Annotated in this window: 19 protein-coding genes, 1 tRNA gene and 1 pseudogene; 9 read left to right on the forward strand and 12 right to left on the reverse strand. The window is 68.7% G+C overall.

Annotation, left to right across the window (positions count from 1 at the left end; translation table 11 throughout):
• Positions 1–23: 23 nt before the first annotated feature.
• From BMY19_RS25765 to cobU, 3 genes are read right to left on the reverse strand one after another with little or no spacing between them, the layout of a single operon-like run.
• A complete protein-coding gene (locus tag BMY19_RS25765) occupies positions 24–1,466 on the reverse strand; it encodes a cobyric acid synthase (protein WP_100253354.1) in 1,443 nt (480 codons plus the stop codon).
• A gap of 35 nt (positions 1,467–1,501) precedes the next feature.
• Positions 1,502–2,104, reverse strand: coding sequence for a cob(I)yrinic acid a,c-diamide adenosyltransferase (gene cobO / locus BMY19_RS25770; protein WP_100253355.1), 603 nt, complete (start codon positions 2,102–2,104; stop codon positions 1,502–1,504).
• Positions 2,101–2,643, reverse strand: a complete 543-nt coding sequence (gene cobU / locus BMY19_RS25775; RefSeq protein WP_170863042.1) for a bifunctional adenosylcobinamide kinase/adenosylcobinamide-phosphate guanylyltransferase — start codon at positions 2,641–2,643, stop codon at positions 2,101–2,103. Before cobU ends, cobO begins: the two co-directional genes overlap by 4 nt.
• Before the next feature lie 162 nt (positions 2,644–2,805).
• Between cobU and BMY19_RS25780 the strand changes: the two genes are divergently transcribed.
• The 3 genes from BMY19_RS25780 to BMY19_RS25790 all read left to right on the forward strand — a co-directional run bounded on the left by BMY19_RS25780 (position 2,806) and on the right by BMY19_RS25790 (position 5,336).
• A tRNA-Glu gene (locus tag BMY19_RS25780) sits at positions 2,806–2,881 on the forward strand.
• A gap of 180 nt (positions 2,882–3,061) precedes the next feature.
• Complete coding sequence (locus BMY19_RS25785; RefSeq protein WP_139215698.1) at positions 3,062–3,916, forward strand: hypothetical protein; 855 nt, start codon at positions 3,062–3,064, stop codon at positions 3,914–3,916.
• Between the two features lie 877 nt (positions 3,917–4,793).
• Positions 4,794–5,336: a fasciclin domain-containing protein gene (locus BMY19_RS25790; protein ID WP_100253358.1), complete on the forward strand. Its 543-nt coding sequence runs from the start codon at positions 4,794–4,796 to the stop codon at positions 5,334–5,336.
• 37 nt (positions 5,337–5,373) lie between these two features.
• Here BMY19_RS25790 and BMY19_RS25795 read toward each other — a convergent pair whose 3' ends face one another.
• The 5 genes from BMY19_RS25795 to BMY19_RS25815 all read right to left on the reverse strand — a co-directional run bounded on the left by BMY19_RS25795 (position 5,374) and on the right by BMY19_RS25815 (position 8,842).
• Positions 5,374–6,108 (reverse strand): anti-sigma factor, encoded by a 735-nt coding sequence (locus tag BMY19_RS25795; protein ID WP_100253359.1) that lies wholly within the window; start codon positions 6,106–6,108, stop codon positions 5,374–5,376.
• Positions 6,105–6,590 (reverse strand): sigma-70 family RNA polymerase sigma factor, encoded by a 486-nt coding sequence (locus BMY19_RS25800; protein WP_100253373.1) that lies wholly within the window; start codon positions 6,588–6,590, stop codon positions 6,105–6,107. Before BMY19_RS25800 ends, BMY19_RS25795 begins: the two co-directional genes overlap by 4 nt.
• Before the next feature lie 290 nt (positions 6,591–6,880).
• Complete coding sequence (locus BMY19_RS25805; protein ID WP_100253360.1) at positions 6,881–7,600, reverse strand: cytochrome c biogenesis CcdA family protein; 720 nt, start codon at positions 7,598–7,600, stop codon at positions 6,881–6,883.
• 7 nt (positions 7,601–7,607) lie between these two features.
• Entirely contained in the window at positions 7,608–7,997 is a 390-nt protein-coding gene (locus tag BMY19_RS25810; RefSeq protein ID WP_100253361.1) for a thioredoxin family protein, read from the reverse strand.
• 44 nt (positions 7,998–8,041) lie between these two features.
• The gene (locus tag BMY19_RS25815) at positions 8,042–8,842 is read right to left on the reverse strand and encodes a pentapeptide repeat-containing protein (RefSeq protein WP_100253362.1); all 801 of its coding nucleotides are present in this window, start codon (positions 8,840–8,842) and stop codon (positions 8,042–8,044) included.
• 183 nt (positions 8,843–9,025) lie between these two features.
• Here BMY19_RS25815 and BMY19_RS25820 point away from each other — a divergent pair, with 183 nt between their 5' ends.
• A complete protein-coding gene (locus BMY19_RS25820; RefSeq protein WP_100253363.1) occupies positions 9,026–9,700 on the forward strand; it encodes a Crp/Fnr family transcriptional regulator in 675 nt (224 codons plus the stop codon).
• 344 nt (positions 9,701–10,044) lie between these two features.
• Here BMY19_RS25820 and BMY19_RS25825 read toward each other — a convergent pair whose 3' ends face one another.
• Positions 10,045–10,872, reverse strand: coding sequence for an outer membrane protein (locus tag BMY19_RS25825; RefSeq protein WP_100253364.1), 828 nt, complete (start codon positions 10,870–10,872; stop codon positions 10,045–10,047).
• Positions 10,873–11,253: 381 nt separating this feature from the next.
• On the opposite strand from BMY19_RS25825, the gene BMY19_RS25830 reads away from it, so the two are divergent.
• From BMY19_RS25830 to BMY19_RS25850, 4 genes and pseudogenes are all read left to right on the forward strand, one after another.
• Positions 11,254–11,724, forward strand: a complete 471-nt coding sequence (locus BMY19_RS25830) for a MarR family winged helix-turn-helix transcriptional regulator (RefSeq protein WP_100253365.1) — start codon at positions 11,254–11,256, stop codon at positions 11,722–11,724.
• A 307-nt stretch (positions 11,725–12,031) separates the two neighbouring features.
• Positions 12,032–13,405: pseudogene (locus tag BMY19_RS25840) on the forward strand (ABC transporter substrate-binding protein).
• A gap of 63 nt (positions 13,406–13,468) precedes the next feature.
• The gene (gene selB / locus BMY19_RS25845; RefSeq protein ID WP_100253367.1) at positions 13,469–15,400 is read left to right on the forward strand and encodes a selenocysteine-specific translation elongation factor; all 1,932 of its coding nucleotides are present in this window, start codon (positions 13,469–13,471) and stop codon (positions 15,398–15,400) included.
• Between the two features lie 287 nt (positions 15,401–15,687).
• Positions 15,688–15,921, forward strand: a complete 234-nt coding sequence (locus tag BMY19_RS25850; protein WP_100253368.1) for a hypothetical protein — start codon at positions 15,688–15,690, stop codon at positions 15,919–15,921.
• A 614-nt stretch (positions 15,922–16,535) separates the two neighbouring features.
• Here the strand turns inward: BMY19_RS25850 and BMY19_RS25855 are convergent.
• Both BMY19_RS25855 and BMY19_RS25860 read right to left on the reverse strand, forming a co-directional pair.
• A complete protein-coding gene (locus BMY19_RS25855; RefSeq protein WP_100253369.1) occupies positions 16,536–16,940 on the reverse strand; it encodes a response regulator in 405 nt (134 codons plus the stop codon).
• An 18-nt stretch (positions 16,941–16,958) separates the two neighbouring features.
• The gene (locus BMY19_RS25860; protein ID WP_170863043.1) at positions 16,959–18,815 is read right to left on the reverse strand and encodes a PAS domain-containing sensor histidine kinase; all 1,857 of its coding nucleotides are present in this window, start codon (positions 18,813–18,815) and stop codon (positions 16,959–16,961) included.
• Between the two features lie 291 nt (positions 18,816–19,106).
• On the opposite strand from BMY19_RS25860, the gene msrA reads away from it, so the two are divergent.
• A complete protein-coding gene (msrA, locus tag BMY19_RS25865) occupies positions 19,107–19,625 on the forward strand; it encodes a peptide-methionine (S)-S-oxide reductase MsrA (RefSeq protein WP_100253371.1) in 519 nt (172 codons plus the stop codon).
• A 36-nt stretch (positions 19,626–19,661) separates the two neighbouring features.
• Here msrA and BMY19_RS25870 read toward each other — a convergent pair.
• Positions 19,662–19,868, reverse strand: a 207-nt coding sequence (locus tag BMY19_RS25870; protein WP_139215699.1) for an SDR family oxidoreductase, incomplete at its 5' end; no start/stop codon positions are given.

Here is a 19,868-nt window from a genome sequence, read left to right on the forward strand (position 1 = left end):
GTAATCCCTGGCCCGCGCCCCGCCTACCGGGCAAGCGCCAGGAGGCGGTCGCAGTCGACATGGGCCGCGATGTGTCGCGCGAGGCCGTCCAGCGCCGCCTCGACCCCGGCCTCGTAGCCGGCGCCCGCCGAGGCGGTGCCCAGGCGCGCGAGCCACGCCGCCCGCTGGGCGTCGTCGGCGAAGAGGCCGTGCACGTAGGTCCCGGCCACGCGCCCGTCCGCCGAGACCGCCCCGTCCGGGCGCCCGTCGGCGAGGCGCAGCAGCGGCCGGGCCGCGTCGGGGCCCGCGGTCGCGCCGATATGCATCTCGTAGCCGGAGAACGGCACGCCGTCGGGCAGGCTCGTGCCGGTGACGGCGGCCAGGCGCTTCTCGGGCGACATCACGGTGTCGACGGCGAGGAGCCCGAGGCCCTCCACGGTGCGCGGCGCCCCCTCGATCCCGTGCGGATCGGCGAGGCTCTTTCCGAGCATCTGGTAGCCGCCGCACAGGCCGAGCACCCGGCCGCCCCGGCGGACATGGGCGCGCAGGTCGACGTCCCAGCCCTCCCGGCGGAAAGCCTCCAGGTCGTCGATCGTGGTCTTGGAGCCCGGCAGCAGCACGAGGGCGGCCTCGGCGGGGATCGGCGTTCCGGGCCGGACCAGCACCACCGACACGTTCGGCTCCGCCCGCAGCGGGTCGAGATCGTCGAAATTGGCGATGCGCGGCAGCACCGGCACCGCCACCGTGACGGAGCCGGGCCCGCGCGGGTCCGAGCCGGCGAGGCCCAGCACGTCCTCGGCCGGCAGGCGCGCGGCGTCGGGGAAGTGCGGCACGAGGCCGAGCGCCGGCCAGCCGGTCCGCTCGGCGATCAGCCGCATCCCGTCGGCGAACAGGCTCGGATCGCCGCGGAACCGGTTGACGAGGAAGCCGGCGACCATCGCGGCGTCCGCCGGGTCGATCACGGCCTTCGTGCCGACGAGGCTCGCGATCACCCCGCCCCGGTCGATGTCGCCGACCAGCACCACCGGCGTGTCGGTGGCCCGGGCGAAGCCCATATTGGCGATGTCGCCCGCGCGCAGGTTTATTTCCGACGCCGAGCCCGCGCCTTCGACCAGAACCAAGTCGGCCTCGTCCGCGAGCTGGGAGAAGCTGTCGAGGACGGCGGACATCAGCCGGGGCTTCCAGGCCTGGTAGTCGCGCGCCTTCACGGTGGCGAACATCCGGCCCTGCACGACCACCTGGGAGCCGACCTCGCTCTGCGGCTTCAGCAGGACCGGGTTCATGTGCACGGAGGGTGCCACCCGGGCGGCTCGGGCCTGGAGCGCCTGCGCCCGGCCGATCTCGCCGCCGTCGGCGGTGACGGCGGCGTTGTTCGACATGTTCTGCGGCTTGAACGGCCGGACCTTCAGGCCCCGCTCCGTGAAGGCGCGCGCCAGCCCCGCCACGATCAGGGACTTGCCGACATCGGAGCCGGTGCCCTGGATCATCAGGGCCTTCCTGGGCGCCGTCGCGCGCGGCGGGCTCAGAACTCGATCCCTTCCTGCGCCTTCACGCCGGCGGCGAAGTGGTGCTTGACGCTGCCCATCTCGGTGACGAGGTCGGCGGCCTCGATCAGGGCCGGCTTGGCGTTGCGGCCGGTGACGACGACGTGCAGGTCCGGCCGGCGCGCGCGCAGGGCGGACAGTACCGCGTCGAGGTCGAGATAGTCGTAGCGCAGCGCGATGTTGAGCTCGTCGAGGACGAGCAGGCGGATCGCGGGGTCGGCCATCAGCCCCTCGGCGACTGCCCAGGCGTGGCGGCAGGCGGCGATGTCGCGCGCCTTGTCCTGGGTCTCCCAGGTGAAGCCCTCCCCGAGGGTGTGCCACACGACCCTCTCGCCGAAGGCCGCCACGGCGTGGCGCTCGCCAGTGTCCCAGCCGCCCTTGATGAACTGCACCATGCCGACCCGCCAGCCGCGGCCGAGCGCCCGCAGCATCAGCCCCAGGGCCGCCGTGCTCTTGCCCTTGCCGGGGCCGGTATGGACGAGGAGCAGGCCCTTCTCGAGGGTTTTGCCCGCGACCTCGGCGTCCTGGACGGCCTTGCGCTTCTCCATCTTCTCGCGGTGGCGCGCGGCGTCGTCGCTCATGCGGAGGCTCCTGTCTCAGAGGTTCGCGGCTTCACGACCAGCGGCAGGCCGGCCACGGTCAGGACGACCCGGTCGGCCCGCGCGGCGAGCTGCTGGTGGAGGCGGCCGGCGGCGTCGCGGAATCGCCGGGCGAGGGCGTTGTCGGGGACGATCCCGAGCCCGACCTCGTTGCCGACCAGCACGAGCGGGCCCGGGGCGTCGGCGCAGGCGGCGAGGAGCCGCGCCGACGCCTCCGCCACGTCGGCCTCCGCCAGGATCAGGTTGGTGAGCCAGAGCGTGAGGCAGTCGACCAGGACCGGTCCTTCGGCCTCGGCGACCGCCTCCGGCAGGGCGAGCGGCACGTCGCGGGTGCGCCAGGCGCCGCCGCGCCGCGCGCGGTGCTGGGCGATGCGGTCGACCATCTCGTCATCGAAGGCCTGGGCGGTGGCGAGATAGAGCCACGGGCCGGGGCAGGCTTCGATCAGCCCCTCCGCGTAGGCGCTCTTGCCGGACCGCGCCCCGCCGAGGACGAGGGTCATGCGAGGGGTGGGCTGGGGCATGGCTCTCCATCGCCCCAACCCGGTGCGCGGTCAAACCCAGGACCGACAGACTCGGGGTCTGTGACCTCAGGACCTGCAAACTCGGGACCTGTGGCACCTGTGCCGCGCCTGGACGGTTGCCGGGCGTCTCCGGTCCGACTATAGAACCCCGGCCCAGCCAGAGCGCCCTTCGTCTAGCGGTCCAGGACGTCGCCCTTTCACGGCGAAAACACGGGTTCGATTCCCGTAGGGCGCGCCAGGCTTTTCAAATACTTAGCTCAAGTTGCTTCAAGCGGTGTCCAGTTTGTGTCCCGTCGAGCGGGCCGGACAACGTTGGACGATGCTGGCTTCAGTCGGCCATCAGCAGGTCGCCAATTCATATCGACGACGTGTCGCGCTGCCTCAAAGCGCGGCCGTTTGCTCGGGATGGATCCAGGCCATGTTCAACGACACGGTTCCGACATTTCGGTTTAACCGACCTCGTCCCCACTCCCCTTCAACCCGGCCGCCGCGTCGCAACGAGCCGGCGAAAGCGCCTGATGGGCAAAATTCGGCTCAACTTGCGACCAAGGTTGCCGAAGCAGATCGAACCGGCGCTCAGGCCAGTAGCCGTGACGCTGTGGCCGCCGACGCTGAACGCTTCCTGCATCACGCCAAGAGTGCCGGGTCGCAACCGCTCGGCAGCGCGGGTTGGTTGCAGCGCGCCGGCTTGAACATCCGCAAGGCGTCGGATGTGCAGCATCTTGAAGCCATCGCGCTGGCCTACGCGACATACATCCGGATCAGCACCAGCCCACTGCATGCTGCGATCATGACCGAGCTTGAAACGTTGAGCGGGCGCAAACGCTCGCGCATGACCCACGACCTGCACTTCATCGTCGAGCGTTTCGTCTCCTACGGCGGTGAGACGCAGACCGAGCGGCTGGCGGCGCGCAAGCTGATCAGCCGGGACGTGCGGGCGATCCAGCACCTCGAAGCAGCCAAGGTGCTGCCTAGTCGGGTTCAGGCATTGGCGGCGACACCGGGCCAGGGGCTGCACGCCTGGGCGCGTCAGCGGGCAGTGGCGAGACGGGTGTCCTCATCCCCGCCGAACGCAATTGCGAATGCCCGTCAAGCGAAGGTTGAGGCGAGACAGCGCGCTCTAATTCACGAGGTAAGCATCACGACGCGGCGGCCGGACGGGTCCCGGAGGGCTCGGCGCCGATTTGAAATCACCGGAGTTCTGAGCTCGGAGGTTGCAGGGCTGCGGTCCCGTTTACGAGGATTGGAGCGGCGACAAGTGGGTGTGATTTGAGGGCGGCCTCGATACCCTTAAACTGCCAGAACTAACCATTGCGGGCCGCTTCGCGCCATGAGCCGACATCAGGTCCAAGCCCGATAGCGGACATTTAGTCTCGGAAGGCCGACCGTCTGATTTCGCCCCTTCTCGGACCCTTAGAGGGTGTGCTTCCCGCCGCTCAGGAGACTGGCATCTAGATCCGGGAGCGCAGGTGACCAGGCTCAGGGCGTAATCCACCGTAGCCTTTAGCGCTTGGGCAAGCGCTTCCTGGATCAGCTCCGTGCCGTAGCCGCGGCGAGCGATCTTTTCCGGCGCGAGGGCAACGCCGCTCTCGACCGAGTTAAACTCCAGCTCGGTCGCTGGCATCGGTCGAGCACAACGTCCCAGCTGCTGGCAAACCGACCGGTGTAGCTCCTTAGCGCCCCGTACTTCACCGCGTTGGTGGTCTGCTCGTGCAGGGCGAGCGCGAAGTTCTGCAGCTGCCGCGCTCTGAGAAACACCTTTGGAGCCGAGGCCGTGAGCCGATCCTCCGACCCATCCACGTACGCGGTCAGCTCACTCCCTCATCCCCGATCAGGTCGTGGCGGCAATCACCGAACGGGGTCTGCTTGCCGGCATTGCACTGCCGGTTGTGGTTTCCGGGAACCGACCGTGAGCGAGTTAGGTCGCGACAACGGTTGACATCGAGCATGCACTGTCTGTCTGACCCGTGGGCGATAGGAAACGTCAACGCGCGAATGGGTTGATCGATACCACCGGGTCACCGCAAGTGAGGTCACTTGGGGCTTCGGACGCATTTGCGGCGGCGTCGGACAGGCCTGAAACTTTTCCCCCGCCGAGCCCCGTAGGCCCCTGCGACGCCCCTGGAGGGGCGCAGTATCAGGGAGACACCATGTCCAAGACCCTTCTAAGCCTCGCTCTCGGCCTCAGCCTCGTCGCTGCGCCGGCGCTCGCCAAGAACCCGATGGTCGGCGGCGCGCCGATGTACGCCCAGAAGACCATCGTGGAGAACGCGGTCAACTCGAAGGATCACACCACGCTGGTCGCCGCCGTGAAGGCAGCCGGCTTGGTCGACACGCTGAACGGTCCGGGCCCGTTCACGGTGTTCGCGCCGACCAACGCCGCCTTCGCCAAGCTGCCGCCGGGCACGGTGGAAAACCTCGTGCAGCCGCAGAACAAGGCAACGCTGACGAAGATCCTGACCTACCACGTGGTCCCGGGCGTCTACACCGCCAAGGACCTGATGGCGCTCGCCAAGAAGCCTGAGGGACAGAACCAGCTCACCACCGTCGAGGGCGAGCCGCTCGCCGTCTCGGCCAGGGGCAAGAAAGTCTACGTCACCGACGTGAAGGGCAACACTGTTCCGGTGACCATCCCGAACGTGATGCAGTCGAACGGTGTCATCCACGTCGTCAGCGGCGTGCTGATGCCCTGATAGCGGGGGCGGGCGCCGGCGGAGGCCGGCGCCCGCCTCATTCACGCAGGAGCTTCCCGGAATATACGACCGGGCCAGTCGGCGTACCGGTCGGCGAGCCGCCCTTCGGCTCCACCGACACCGCGAGGGTCGCACCTTCCGCACCGGCACGGAGGGCGGCCGGCACGGGCAAGCGTGCCGCCGGGTCGGTGACGAGGCCCAGCGAGCGCGGCGCAGCATTCGCCCCCACGAACCAGAGCTCCAGGCTGCGGTCCGGCGGCGTCTCCGCCGAGAGACTGCGGACCTGCACGGTGCCGCCGTCGAGATCGACGCGCACGATCAGCGCCGGCAGGGTGCCGCCGCGGTCGACCACGGCTAGGTACTGCCGGTCGGTGGCGGAAGGCCGCGGCCCGACCGCGAGCCAGAGGGCGAGGCCGGCCGCGAGCGCGGTCGCAGCCCCCGCGGCGAGCCGCCAGATCCGCAGCCCGCGCTCCAGCCTGCGGACAGTCGCGCCACTGGCATCGACCTCAGGTGAGCGATCCGTCCCGATCCTGGCCTCAATTGCATCCCATACGTCGGGCGCGGGCTTGACCGATGGGGCCGTCGCCGTGAGCGGCGCGAGCCGCGCCTCCCAATCGGCCACCGCCGCGCGAAGGGAAGCGTCCCGCTCCATCGCCGAGGCGAAGGCGGCGCGCTCGTCGGCGGTTAAGGTCCCGAGGACGTACTCCCCAGCTGCGCCGCTGGGGTCCTCCGCCCAGAAGGGCGCGGCGCCCGTGCCAACATCGCCGCTCATGTCGCCTCCAGGCAGCCGCGCAGGCTCATGAGGCCGCGGCGCAGCCACGTCTTGACCGTGTTGACGGGGCGGTCGTGCCGTGCCGCCAATTCCTCGCGTGACCAGCCCTCGCAGTAGGCGAGGACGAGGCAATCGCGCTGGGCGGGCTCGACGGCTTCGAGGCAATGCGCGAGGGCGTCACGGCGGGCGAGGTCCGCCTCGCCGTCACGGGCATCGGCGAGGCGTTCGAACCAGTCCTCGTCGGCCTGGGTCAGGCGGGTGGCCTGGTCCTGCCGAAGGCGGTCGATGGCCTTGTGCCGAGCGATGGCACCGAGCCATGCGGCCGCGGGCCCGGTCCTCGGATCATAGGTGCCAGCACGCTGCCATATGCGCACGAACACCTCCTGCAACGCGTCCTCGGCCGCACTCCTATCCGTCAAGATACGAAGGATGATCCCGAGAAGTTTCGGGGCGGCGGCGTCATAGAGCGCGCGCAGGGCCATGCGGTCGCCCGTGGCCACGGCCGCGATCAGCTGCGCGAGGTCCGCGTTTGCAGGAGTCCCCACGTTCGGCACGGTTCCTCCCTTGCCGCGGGAAAGCGAATTCCGGCGGGCTCCGGCGCATCGGCCGATTCAGGACATACCTATGGCACGGCTCCGTCCGGAGGGACACGTGCGAGCCGTCAGAGGGGTTTGCGCGTCGCCCGCCATCGGCCGCGACACCCTCTCACCGCCGCTCGCCTTTTGCCGGCCCAAGCACGGCCTGACGAAGAGTGTCTACGGCGTGCCCGCCATCAAAGCCGGGTGGTCAAATTCGTGAGCCAAGCCGGCGAGGCGTTGACCAGGACGGTCTCCGCAGCCTTGTCGTAGCCCGTGGCGATCATCAGGCCGGTGGCGACGAGGATGGCGCCCAGGGCGACCTTCAGCCCCTTGCCGAGCCCCATCATCCGGTCGCGCCAGCGCATCAGCACCTCGCGGGAGAGGGTGCCGAGGAGCAGGAGCGGCAGGGCGGCGCCGAGGCCGAACAGAAGCATCGTCACCGCTACCGTACCCAGATCTCGCCCCTGCGATGCGAGGAGGGACGCCGCCCCCAGGGTCGGTCCGACACAAGGGCTCCAGACCGCTCCGAGCAACAGCCCGACCCCGAACTGCCCAAGGAGCCCGGCGGTCGAGAAGCCACCGAACCGGCTCTCGGTCCAGTTGCTCACCGGACTGGCGGCGACGGCGAGCCGTGTTTGGGCAGCCGGAACCATCAGGACGAGCCCGATCAGGACTAGCATAATGGCCGCGACGGTTCGGAAGACATCGCCGTCGAGGCCGATGGCGAAGCCCACGGTCGCCACGAACAGCCCGATGGCCACGAAGGACAGGGCGAGGCCGGCGGCGAGGGCTGCAGGGCCGAGCTGGTGCCCCGATGCCGCGGCACCAAGCACCAGCGGCAGCAAGGGCAGCACGCAGGGTGACAGCACCGAGAGGATGCCGGCGAGGAACGCGAGGCCGAACGTCGTGGCCACGACCGACCTACAACGCCTTCTCGACGGCGCCCTCGATCCACTCCGGCTGGGTGTCGCCGACCGAACGACCCGTCTCCTTCTCACCCTTGAAGGTGATCAGGGTGCTCTGCCTCGTCACGCCAAACCGCTTCAACACGTCCTTGCGGCTGTCGAAGTCGACGTCGAACACCTGAAGGTCCTTGAACCGGGGCTGGGCTTCCAGCTTGGCCAGGATCGGCTTCTGCGCCGCGCAGACGGTGCACCACGGCGCGGTGACGTGGACGAGGATCGGCTTGCCCGCCTTCTGCGCCGCCTCGAAGGCCTTGGGGCTGAAGACCGCCTCGGCGGCATTCGCGGCGGTACCGAACAGCAAGGGAGCGGCGGCCAGGGCGCCGAGAATGAAGCGACGGGTGGTCATGGACTGTCAGTCTCCTTGTTGATGGGTCTAGGCAGACGGTCGGCTCAATTGGTCGCCTGGGTGACGGCACGGTCGGCATTCACGCGCTCCGACCAGTCCTTGGCCTCGGCCTGCCCCTTGAGGTTGATGAGCCGGGTTCCGCTGACGTCGACGTTCTTGAAGTCCGCGCCCGTGACCGTAGCCCCGGTCAGGTTGGCGCCTGACAGGTCCGAGCCCATCAGCACCACGTCGGTGAGGTCGGCGTCCTCGAGGTTGGCATACTCAAGGCGCGACCGGCCGAGATTGGCTCCCTTCAGGTTCGCGCCGGAGAGGTTCACCGAGGTGAACACCGTCCGCATCAGGCCCATGGACTGGTTCTTGATGTCGGCCCCGCCCTTGAGGTCGACCAACGTTGCGCCGCTCATGTTTGCGCCCTTGAAGTCTCCAATGGGCATGGAGCGGCTGAGGTCGACGCCGCTGAGATTGGCGTCCCGCGCCGTGATCCCGAACATCTTCGCGTCCGCGAGCTTGGCGCCGGACAGGTCGGCCTTCAGGAACCACGCCTGTTCGAGGTTCGCGCCGCTGAGGTCGGCGCCACGGAGGTTGGCCTTGTTCAGGCGCGCCGTCCGTAGGTTGACGCCCCGGAGGTTCAGCCCTGAGAGATCGAGCCCGGAGAGGGACTTGTCGTGCAGGTCGACCGGCTTGCCGTCCGCGGCCTTGATCATCGCCTCGACGTCGGCGCGGCTCATCCCGGCCTTGGTCATGGCGGGCGAAGACATGTCCGCCCCGAGCAGCAGGTCCTGTTCGGCCGAGGCGGAGCCGGCTGCGAGGACGGCGAGCATGAAGCTGAGGGCAAGGCGGCGCATCGGTTCACTCCCGGCGGCGCCACACAGGGCGGGCGCCTTATCGTGTTCGTTGTGGCGCGATGCTATGCCGGCCCGCTGCACCCGGTCGGTGACCCAAGTCACACAAGTCCGGCGCGGCGGGAGAAAAACGCAACGCGAGCCGGACGATCAGCCCGTCGTCATGGCCGGGGGGAATACGCCGCCATGACGGATGCCCAGAAGGTCGAACGTTGGATCGACCGGTTTCCGCTCCTTCAAGCGCTCAGCCCGGCGCACCTCCAGATCGCCCGGGGAACTGCCCACTTCCCGGTCCTGGACGCCGGCGCCATCGCCTATGAACTCGATGGCGAGTGCGCCAACTACCTGATGTGCCTGGAAGGCCGCACGCGCATCTTCCGCATGTCGGAGGGCGGGCGCGAGGTGCTGATCTACAAGGTCGGCCCCGGCGGCACCTGTGCCCTGACCACGCAGTGCCTGCTGTCCGGCGGCACGTTCCCGGCGCAGAGCGTGGCCGAGGAGAAGACCGAGTTGGCGGCGCTGCCGGTGGGCACGTTCCAGCACCTGATGGGCGAGAGCGCCGCGTTCCGCAGCTTTGTCATGGACGACTACACGCGGCTGATGTCCGGCCTGTTCACGCTGATCGATGAGGTCGCATTCGCGCCGCTGAAGCAGCGCCTCGCGCAACGGCTCCTGGCCGAGGCCGATCCGCGAGGTGTCGCCGCGGTGACCCATCAGAAGCTCGCGGACGACGTCGGCAGCGTTCGTGAGGTGGTCAGCCGCCTCCTGGGGCAATGGGCCGAGGCGGGCCTGATCGAACTTCGTCGGGGAGCAATCGAAATCGTTGACCGTGCCAGCTTGGCGGCCGCAGGTCGGCAGTGACTTGGGCGTGGGGTGTCTGCTTTCGCGGCAGACCCGGACGAAGCGTACGCTCTGGGATCAACTGGAGCAGGCGAACAGCGACTGGTCGGCCATGGCTCTCCGCGGCGGCTCCCGAGCACTCGTTCGGCATATGCGACCCCGACTTGGCAGTGGTGTATAAAAGACACCCCAGAAGTGGGGGCTCCCAGGGTGTAGCCGACCTCGCGGCCAGTTTGATCGGGCTGGGGATACGAAGGTCAGCCGGAGGGCTGCTCTCATGCGGCGGAAGGCGAGGAGGAGGACCAACTAACCCTCGCCCACCGTCGCATCTCCCGGCACAGGGCCGGGAGCAGCTCGACCGGATCTCAGTAGGAGCCGAACTTGAAGTTCAGGCCGGCGCGGGCGATGGCGCCCTCGGTCCGGAAGCGGGAGATGTAGCCGACACCCGGGCCGCCGACGGAGCCGACCAGCAGGTTGTGGCTGCCGAGGTCGTAGCGCAGGTACTCGGCCTTGATCGTCACGGCGTTCGACCGGAAGAAGTTCAGGAACGAGTCGGTGGGCAGCGCGTACTCGATGCCGCCGCCGTAGGCGTAGCCGGTATCGATCCGCGAGCGGCTGCCGAAGTAGGTCAGCGGCGCGGCGGTCTGGAAGCCGACGCGCTGGGTCACGTCGCCATAGGCGAAGCCGCCGGTGCCGTACACGAAGACGCGGTCGAAGGCATAGCCGACGCGGCCGCGGACGGTGCCGAGGAAGCTCAGGTCCGTCCGGTACGTGTTGGTCAGGACGTTCGGGTTGAAGGCCGGGCGGAAGATTGACTGCACGCCGGTGCGCTGCAGATCCATGTACTGAGCGTCAGCCTCGACGCCGACGACGATGCCGGAGCCGGGGGTGAACTGGTAATTGTACCCGACCTGGCCACCGGCAGAGAAACCGTCCTGAGGCAGGCGGACGGCCGGGCTGCGCAGCAGGTTGTTCACGTTGCTCTGAAGGGCGCCGATGCCGACGGTCCGGATCGTGTCCGCCTCGGTGTAGGCGTAGCCGGCGTTGATACCGAAGTAGGCGCCGGTCCAGGTGAAGACCGGGACGGGGGTGAACACCGGCGGCGGGGCCGCGCGGCGCGGCAGGTCGGCGGCCAAGGCGGCGCCGCTCAGAGCAGAGCCCGCAACCAGAATACCAAGCAGGTTTTTAATCACAGCGCTCTCTTGTTCGTGACACCAATCGCGCCGCAAGTTAGACGAGAACGCAGTGCGCCGATGTACCATCGAAGTCACATTCCGAGCCAAAGCTGCCTCAAATCCTTTTCAGATGACGGACAGACTAAGTAGTTCCGCCGAGAAAACAGCAACGACTTTACCGTATCTGTTTCGGGGCAATATAAACGTATCAGGCTGACTTTTAATCCGTCCCCCTCTGTCTCGTGCCGAAATTTCACCATTCCCGGTCCTGCCGACCTAATCGCCGCGCATTTGGGCGATCTGCGAGCCGGTGTCGTTCTCCAGTGCGGCCGGGGAAGCCGACGGGTTGACAGCATCGTTAACGCGTGAATGATTCAGGTTTGAACGGAGCGCCGCTCAATGGCGACATCGACCAAGCAGCCTGGGCTCAGGCTTGACGACCAACTTTGCTTCGCCCTTTACGCCGCGACGAACTCGGTCGTGCGCGCCTACCGGCCGCTACTGGGCGAGCTCGGGCTGACCTACCCGCAGTACCTCGTCATGCTGGCGCTCTGGCAGGACGGCGTGACGGCGGTGCATGACCTGGCCACCCGGCTGCAACTCACGTCCAGCGCGATCACGCCCCTGGTCGACCGGCTGGAGGCTGCGGGTTTCGTCACTCGCGCCCGTGCAGATGACCGGCGCGTCGTCCTCGTCGCCCTGACGGAGACGGGCCGGTCGTTGGAGGTCAGGGTCTCGGAGGCTCAGCAGGCCGTAGTCTGCCGCACCGGGCTAGGCGACCGCGACCTCGCCGACCTGCGCCAGGAGTTGAAGGAACTCGCCGACCGCGTCGCCGCGACGGGCATGGCCCGGGACGACGACCCGGACTGAGGATGCACCGCGCGCAGGCGGCGATGCTCCCTGCGGAGGCGCACTTTTCCTGCGTGGGTTCGACGGCGGGATGGCCGGCGACCCGGGCGGATCTATCGAGGGCCATGCGTCATTGCCGGCGCCCTCCAACTTGTCGGCTCGCGATGGGCCGGACGATGCCCGCACGCCATGCGGGTCGAACATAGGAGGAAACATGGACGCGCAAGCGACCGGGGATCCAGGGGGCGGCCAGCCCTGGGGACCCCACAACACGGTGACGGTGGTCGACCCGTCGCCGGTGAATTGGCTTTCCATCACCTGGAACACGATGGAGGAGGCCAACCGCGTCGACCACGACGGCATCGGCCAGCCGAGCCTCGCCGAGAGCTGGCGTTGGCTCGACAAGGAGACCCTCGAACTCACGATGCGGGACGCGGTCTACCAGGACGGAGAGCCCTTCAACGCGGCGATGTTCAAGCTCGGCTTCGACAAGGTTCAGGAATGGACCAACCCGCACCCGCCGGGCGCCTTCCTTAACTTCGCCCGGGACGTGACCTGCGAGGCGGTGGACGAGCGCACCATCCGCATGCGCTTCCCCGGCGGGGACTCCGCGGCGCTGATGAAGCTGCGCGGCATGCACCTACCGTCTACGCGGTTCTGGAACGAGTGGGGCTTCGTCGACCCGAAGACGGGTTCGGCAGAAGGTCATTGGTGAGTCATCGACGCGCCTGGTCCGTGGGGGACTGGCCCGTTCGTGCTCGCCGAGGGCGTCTCGCTCATCGATAGCCGCTCCGACCGCGTGGTCATGGAGCCCAACCCAACGTACTGGAACCCGGCCCGCAGGCCGACGGTCCGGATCGTCTACGACAACGTGATCGGCAAGGCCGAGGGCATCAAGTCGGTGGCGTCCGGTGACGGCCGGGTCGACGTGGTGTTCGACCTGACGCCGGACGAGGCGCACGCCTTCCCGGCAAGCGAGCACGGCAAGATCCAGACGAAGAAGGCGAAGACGATCCTGACGGGCGTCTTCAACGAGAACCGTCCGGACTCGCCCTGGCGCAACCCGGAGGCCCGCCGGGCGCTCAACCTCGCCATCGACCAGGCCTTCGTGCTGGAGCACGGAGCGCATGGCTACGGCACGGTGATCCCGGCCTTCATCCAGCCCGGCCGCTACGGCGCGGACCCGGACATGAAGCCGATGCTACACGACCCCGAGGGTGCCAAGCGCACGCTCGACGACCTGGGCCTCGGGGGGCGGGAGTTGGTCTTCGTGGCCTCGCCCGCCTGGAAGGGCGTGGTGGAGGCCATCGGCCAGTGCCTCGCCAAGGTCGGCCTGGGCTGCCGCTTCGTCAGCGACCGGGGCGACCTGCCGGAGGAGTTTGACGTCAAGCTCGAATGGTATTTCGACTGGACGCCGCAATATCCGGTGGCCTGCGTGCACCGTGAATTCTTCGGGAAGGACGCGACCCTGCGCCAGGGTCCGGAGGACCCGAGGTTCGACGCCCTCTACGACAAGCTCCTGCATACGCCGGAGACCGGGACGGAGGGGGTGGTGCGCGAGGTGGAGCGGTACCTGCAGGACGAGGCCAAGGCCCTGTTCCTGTACTCGCCCTTCACCCTGTTCGCGGTGTCGGACCGGGTGGCGTTCACGCCCTACGACACCTGCATGTCCGAACTCGCCGAGACCCGGATCAAGGGTTGAGGCGGAAGGCGGCGCGGGGGGGGGGGCTCCCGCGCCGCCACCTTCCGCGGACGAGAAGGCCGCATGATCGTCGCCACCGCCGGCCACATCGACCACGGCAAGACCGCGTTGGTGAAGGCGCTCACCGGCATCGACGCCGACCGGCTGCCCGAGGAGAAGGCCCGGGGCATCACTCTCGATCTCGGCTTCGCCTACGCGCCGCGGGACGGTCGCCTGCGGGTCCCGCTCGGCTTCGTCGACGTGCCGGGGCACGAACGCCTGGTACGAACCATGGTGGCGGGCGCCACGGGTGTGTCCTGCGCGTTGCTGGTGGTCGCGGCCGACGACGGGGTGATGCCGCAGACCCGCGAGCACGCCGTCATCCTCGACCTTCTCGGCCTCGACCGCGGCATCGTCGCCGTGACGAAGGCCGACCGCGCTGACCGGGAGCGCATCGCCGCGGTGACCGTGGAGATACATGCCCTCCTCGCAGGTACCGGCCTCGCGGGAGCGCCGGTCGTCGCCTGTTCGGCGCTGACGGGATCGGGCATCGACGACCTCGCCCGCCTGCTGGAGGCTACGGCTGGTTCCCGCGTCCCGACCGGTGCTGACCGCGGCTTTCGGCTCGCCGTCGACCGGCACTTCACCGTGCCCGGTGCCGGCTTGGTCGTGACCGGCGCGGTACATGCCGGCACGGTCCGCGTGGGCGACCGGCTGCTCGTCTCGCCCGGCGCGCGCGAGGTCCGGGTGCGCGGCGTGCGCGTCCACAACGCGGTGGCCGAGACCGCGCGCGCTGGGGAGCGCTGCGCCCTGAACTTGGTTGGTCCCCGGCTGTCCGTCGACGACGTGGGTCGGGGCACGTGGGTCCTGGCGCCGGACCTGCACGGCCCGGCGACCCGCCTCGACGTCTCCGTGCGCGTGCTGCCGCACGAGGGTCGGCCCCTGCGCCACCGTACCCCGGTGCATCTCCATCTCGGGGCGGCCGCGGTGACGGGACGGTTGTTGCTCCCCGGGGCTGGCTCGGTCGAACCGGGCGCGACCGCCCGGGCAGTGATCACGCTCGACCGCGAGATCGGCGCCCTGGCCGGGGACCGCTTCGTCCTGCGCGACGTCTCAGCCGTGCGTACGCTCGGGGGCGGTTGGGTGCTAGACGTGGACGGGCCGCGCCGGGGCCCCTGGACGCCGGAACGCCGGGCGGTCGTCGCGGCGCTCGACACCGTGGATGACGGCCGCGCCCTCCGAGGCCTCCTCGCCACCTCCGGACCCGGGGTCGACCTCGCCCGCCTCGCCCGCCTGCGCAATTTGCCCGCGGCGACGCTGGACGCCCTCGTCGCGGAGGAGGGTGCGGTCGTCGCGGAGGATGGCCCGCGGCTCGCGTTCCAGGGTTCGCGGATCGCCGTGCTGGCCGCGCGCGTGGTGTCCGAACTCGCCCGGACGCACATGGCGCAGCCCGACAACCCCGGGCTCGCTCACGACGAGATCGCATCGATGGTGGAGGCCGGGGACCGTCCGGCCCTCCCGGCCGCCCTCGACGGGCTCGTCCGGACGGAACGGGCACTGCGACGCGGCGCGCTCCTGCACCTGCCCGGCCACGTGGCGCGCCTGCGTCCGGCCGACGCCGTCGTCTACGACACCGTTCGCGCCGTGCTGGAGGAGGCGGGCTTGGACCAGCCCCGCCTCACCGTGCTCGCCGAGCGCCTGGGCCGCCCGCCCGACGAACTCCGCCGCCTCCTCGACAAGGTCGGCCGCCTCGGCTGGCTCGTGCGTGTCTCGAATAGCTACTACGCGCTACCGGAGGCAGTCGCCGAACTGGCGCGCATCGCGGACGCGGTGGCGCGGGAGCATCCCGAGGGCCTGCTGACGGTCGGGCGATTTCGCGAGACGGCCGGCATCAGCCGCAACCTGACCATGCCGCTCTTGGGGTTCTTCGATGGACGGGGGTTCACGGTGCGGATCGAGGCGGGACGTCGCATCCGCACCGATTGGCGCGTCCTGGCCCCCATCGAATTGGCATGACGCCGCGCATGAAGGGTCGGGGCCGGATCCCACCGTCCTGCCACGGTGGGCATGACGGTGGGGACGCTTATCCCAGCCCGAGCTGAAACCTTTCGGGACAGGCCTCCGTACAGGTCGGCATACGCCCGGCCAGGGCGCGGCGCGGGGCCCTGCTCCGGCGCCCGAAAAACTGTGCGCGGTCGCCAGCGCTCAAGGATATTTCTCTCGGAAAATCAGGAACTTGCGGCGCAATTCTCATCTTGCATCACTGTGCGAAGGGGATTCCTTCCCCGTACAGGAGACATCGAATGAAGATCACCACCCTAGCGCTCGCGGCCTCGGTCCTCGGTGGCCTCGTGCTCGGAACCGGCGCCGCCTCGGCCGCCCCGATGGGCCCGAACGGCCTTCAGGCCGCCCCGGCGGGCGTCACCCAGGTTCGGATGAGCAGCAGCGAGCGCATGATGATGAAGAAGCGCATGATGCATAAGAAGATGATGAAGCGCCGGATGATGAAGCGGAAGATGATGATGAACCGCATGTAAGCGGCCATCACGAACGCGACGGCCTGACCTTCGGGTTGGCCGCCGCGCCCCGCGGTTCCCGGGATATGTCACCCTTATGCCCCGCACGTACCTGCTGCTCGGCGTCATCGCAGCCGTCGGCGCCGCGACGCTCGGCGGCTGCGACCGCCTCGCATCGACCTGGGCCGGACTTCGCCGCTATAGCCGATATCGCTAGGAGACGAAGGCAAGAGGCCGCTGACGGAGCAAAAGCCTTTTCTCTACGCCAAATTTATCCGATGCGGAATTTTGATGCCCCGAAACTGATCATTGGCACGGTCATCATCAACAGCGACCGAGACTATGGCGAGTATCAGCAGGGCGATGATGTTTATAATATTGATTACCGAGTTCACGGCGAGGCGTGCTTTGGCATCAGCAGCGTAGCTGGACCGTCTGGTCGTGCGCCATTTCGGGTCTAAGCGAAACGCCAAGGCCGCAGGGTCAAGGTCCGGTTAATTGCCGCCTGAGCTTCGAAGCAGCCATTCTGCTTACGGCCAGCCTCGGTCATCGCGCGGGCCCGCGTGAGTGTCTCGGATGGGTGGATTTCTGCCAGTCCGCTTTCAGGACTGGAGTTGGCTGAAGCAGACACGAACCTACGAGCAACGAAGCTGATGCGTGATCTGCGCCGCGATGCCGTTCAGCGCCTTGATGATGTCGTCGGGCGGGTAAGGCTTGGCGAAGAACAGGCCGTTCTCGGGCAGGTCCTCCTTCGTCACCTTCCGGCGGCCCGACGTGACCATGATGGCGACCGGCGGCCATCGCTCCCGGACGGCGTGAGCGAGCTTCAGGCCGTCCATTGAGCCCTGCATCTCGATGTCGGTGAACAGGACGCGGATCTCGGAGTGGCGTTCGAGGATGCGGATCGCCTGGTCCGCGTTCCTGGCCTCGTAGGTCGTGAAGCCCGCCTCGATGCACAGGTCTACGGCCTCGGCACGCAGCAGCGCATCGTCCTCCACGACGAGGACGGCGAGGCTATTCGGGTTGAAGGACTGTCCCATCTCGCGTGGCCCGAACCCTTACGCTTCCACCACGCCGCCGCCGGGCACGCCCGTCAGCCTGAACCTGATGCCCGCCGGGTCGAAGTCCAGGCAGCCCTCGCCCTCGAAATAGGATGCCACGATCCGCTCGATCAGCTTCGAGCCGAAGCCACGGCCCGCCGGCGGGGTGACGGGCGGCCCCCCTGTCTCGACCCAGTCGAAGGCGAACGTCCCGTCCTCGACCCGCCATGACATCGCGACGCGCCCCGTCTCGTTCGACAGGGCGCCGTACTTGGCCGCGTTGGTGGCCAGCTCGTGCGTGGCGAGCGAGAGCCCGAGCGCCTGCTGGGAGGTAAGGATCAGGTGCGGGCCCGACCACGTGATGCGCTGCTCCGCCACGCGGTGCGGCTCTATGGCCGCCGAGACGACGTCGTGGATGTCGGCCTCGGTGAAGTTCGAGCGGGTCAGGATGTCCTGCGCGCGGCCGAGGGCGGAGAGACGCTGGCCTACGGCCGCGCGGCCCTCCTCCATGGTCTTCGCCTGGCGCAGCGTCTGGGTGACGATGGCCTGCACCATGGCGAGAGAGTTCTTCATGCGGTGGGCCAGTTCCTGGGTCAGCACCGCGCGCGCCTCCTCCGCCGCCTTCAGGTCGGTTACGTCCCGCGAGATCGACAGGATGCGCTCCGGCCGCCCATCACACCCGAGGATCGGCGAGACCTGCACGTCCCAGTACCGCCGGTTGCCCTTCATCGTGTCGGCGTAGCCCTGGAAACCGGAGGCGACCCCGGCCTGCGCCGCGGCGATGGCCTCCTTGGCGGCGAGGTTGCCCTCGCCCTCCCAGAAGTTCGGCCAGGGGCATCCGGCGATGGCGTTAAAGTCGGACACCTCCATGACCCGCTTGCCGCCCTCGCTCATAAAGGCGAGCTTGGCGTCGAGGTCGAGCACCTTGATGCAGTCATTCGAGGCAGCGAGCACCCCCCGCATGAAGCTCTCGCTCTCGCGCAGCTGCTCCACGGCGCGATGCCGCTCGGTCACGTCGGCGGCCATGCCGAACCATTCCGTGACACCCCCTTCCTTGTCCCTGACGGGGACGGCGCGGGAGAAGATCCAGCCCGCGCCCCCGTCGGCCAGGCGGACCCGGTGCTCCAACTGGAAGGGTTCGGATTTCCCGACCGCCGCCGCGATCTCGGCGCGGACCTCGCCCTGGTCCTCCGGGAACAGGTACTCGTCCATCCAGCGCACGCTGGGTGCGTCGGTGTCGGCGATGAACCCGCGGCCCTGCAGGGTCCGCATCTCCTGCCAGTCGGGGCTCATGGAGTAGAGGCTGTCCGAGCTGGCCTCGACGAGGGCGGCCAGGCGCTCCTCGCCCGCCCGGAGCCGTTCGATGGCCGCGTCGCGCTCGCGTTGGGAGACCACCCGGGCCGTGCAGTCCGACGTGACGTTGAGGAGGCCGACGACCGCGCCGCGCTCGTCGCGGACCGGGGAATAGGCGAAGTCGTACCAGACCTGCTCCTCGAAGCCGTTGCGGGTCATGGTGAGCGGCTGGTCGCGGAAGGCGAAGCTCTCGCCGCCGAACGTCCGGTCGACCAGCGGGGCGATCTCGTCCCACAGTTCCGGCCAGACGTCCTCGCCCGGCAAGCCCAGCGCACTGGGATGCCGCGCCCCCAGGATGTCCGCGTAGCCGTCGTTGTAGAGGAATATGCGGCTCGGTCCCCACATGACGCACATGGGGTGCAGCGATGCGAGCATCAGGTCGACCGTGGTACGCAGGACCACCGGCCACGCCTCGCGCCTGCCCAGCGGGGTCGATGCCCAATCGTGCCGCAGGAACAGGTCCGCCATCCGAAGCGGACCGATCCGCCCGACATCCGCGCCAAGCTTGGCGTGTACCGTCATGCCACGTCCCGCCAGATACCCCGTCCGGCGAGCCCCCCGCCTTCGGAGCATTTGTAGACGGACACGGGCGAGCCAGAAAGAGAGACACACTGACCTCTTCGTGAAGGCCCCCCGACACACGAGAGAAGACTGGGTTGACCGGGGGCAGCGTGATCAGCCGGGCGCCGCCAAAGGAGCGTTGTGCTTCCGGCGTCGCCTCGCTTGCGCAGGCGTGGCGCCAAACCACTGGGCGCGGCGCCCTTCGCGTCCCCATATCCAGCCTGCGAGCGAAACGACTACCGAGGAGTTGCGATGAGAACCGAAAGGGCGGTGCTGGCCGGCGGGTGCTTCTGGGGCATGCAGGACCTTATCCGGCGCCTGGAGGGCGTGGTCTCGACCCGCGTCGGCTACACCGGCGGCGACGTGCCGAACGCGACCTACCGCAACCACGGAACCCATGCGGAGGCCATCGAGATCGTCTACGACCCGGCCCGGACGAGTTTCAGGCGCATGCTGGAGTTCTTCTTCCAGATCCACGACCCGACGACGCCGAACCGGCAGGGCAACGACCGGGGCCCGAGCTACCGCTCCGCCATCTTCTACGGCGATGACGACCAGCGCCGCGTGGCGGAAGAGACCATCGCCGATGTCGACACCTCTGGTCTCTGGCCGGGCAGGGTCGTGACGGAGGTAGCCCCGGCCGGGCCGTTCTGGGAGGCCGAGCCGGAGCATCAGGATTACCTGGAGCGTATCCCCAATGGGTACACCTGCCACTTCATCAGGCCGAACTGGGTGCTGCCCTCGCGCGCTCACGCGACGCAGGACGCGTAAGCCCGCCCGGGCCGGGACGCCGGAATGGCCGGCGTCTCAGGTTCCCATGGTCATCACGGAACCACCGTCGACCCGCAGGAACTCGCCGGTGATGAAGCTGGCGCGTTCGGAGCAGAGGAACGTCACGGCCGCCGCGACTTCCTCCGCCTTGCCACGGCGCTTGGCGACGATGCCGGGACGCTCCTCGTCGAGCGTCAGCTTGATCGCCTCGTCGAAGGAGATGCCCTTCTCCTTCGATTTCTT

Source organism: Methylobacterium sp. UNC300MFChir4.1, assembly GCF_900110155.1.
GTDB lineage: Bacteria > Pseudomonadota > Alphaproteobacteria > Rhizobiales > Beijerinckiaceae > Methylobacterium.

Excerpts from the sequence above, each read along its gene's own strand:
- BMY19_RS25820 (WP_100253363.1), top strand. The coding sequence starts at position 9,026 with ATGACGGATGCCCAGAAGGTCGAACGTTGGATCGACCGGTTTCCGCTC.
- cobO (WP_100253355.1), bottom strand. The coding sequence starts at position 2,104 with ATGAGCGACGACGCCGCGCGCCACCGCGAGAAGATGGAGAAGCGCAAG.
- BMY19_RS25830 (WP_100253365.1), top strand. The coding sequence starts at position 11,254 with ATGGCGACATCGACCAAGCAGCCTGGGCTCAGGCTTGACGACCAACTT.
- BMY19_RS25810 (WP_100253361.1), bottom strand. The coding sequence starts at position 7,997 with ATGACCACCCGTCGCTTCATTCTCGGCGCCCTGGCCGCCGCTCCCTTG.
- BMY19_RS25855 (WP_100253369.1), bottom strand. The coding sequence starts at position 16,940 with ATGGGACAGTCCTTCAACCCGAATAGCCTCGCCGTCCTCGTCGTGGAG.
- msrA (WP_100253371.1), top strand. The coding sequence starts at position 19,107 with ATGAGAACCGAAAGGGCGGTGCTGGCCGGCGGGTGCTTCTGGGGCATG.
- cobU (WP_170863042.1), bottom strand. The coding sequence starts at position 2,643 with ATGCCCCAGCCCACCCCTCGCATGACCCTCGTCCTCGGCGGGGCGCGG.
- selB (WP_100253367.1), top strand. The coding sequence starts at position 13,469 with ATGATCGTCGCCACCGCCGGCCACATCGACCACGGCAAGACCGCGTTG.
- BMY19_RS25765 (WP_100253354.1), bottom strand. The coding sequence starts at position 1,466 with ATGATCCAGGGCACCGGCTCCGATGTCGGCAAGTCCCTGATCGTGGCG.
- BMY19_RS25850 (WP_100253368.1), top strand. The coding sequence starts at position 15,688 with ATGAAGATCACCACCCTAGCGCTCGCGGCCTCGGTCCTCGGTGGCCTC.
- BMY19_RS25785 (WP_139215698.1), top strand. The coding sequence starts at position 3,062 with ATGTTCAACGACACGGTTCCGACATTTCGGTTTAACCGACCTCGTCCC.
- BMY19_RS25795 (WP_100253359.1), bottom strand. The coding sequence starts at position 6,108 with ATGAGCGGCGATGTTGGCACGGGCGCCGCGCCCTTCTGGGCGGAGGAC.
- BMY19_RS25815 (WP_100253362.1), bottom strand. The coding sequence starts at position 8,842 with ATGCGCCGCCTTGCCCTCAGCTTCATGCTCGCCGTCCTCGCAGCCGGC.
- BMY19_RS25790 (WP_100253358.1), top strand. The coding sequence starts at position 4,794 with ATGTCCAAGACCCTTCTAAGCCTCGCTCTCGGCCTCAGCCTCGTCGCT.
- BMY19_RS25860 (WP_170863043.1), bottom strand. The coding sequence starts at position 18,815 with ATGACGGTACACGCCAAGCTTGGCGCGGATGTCGGGCGGATCGGTCCG.
- BMY19_RS25800 (WP_100253373.1), bottom strand. The coding sequence starts at position 6,590 with ATGGCCCTGCGCGCGCTCTATGACGCCGCCGCCCCGAAACTTCTCGGG.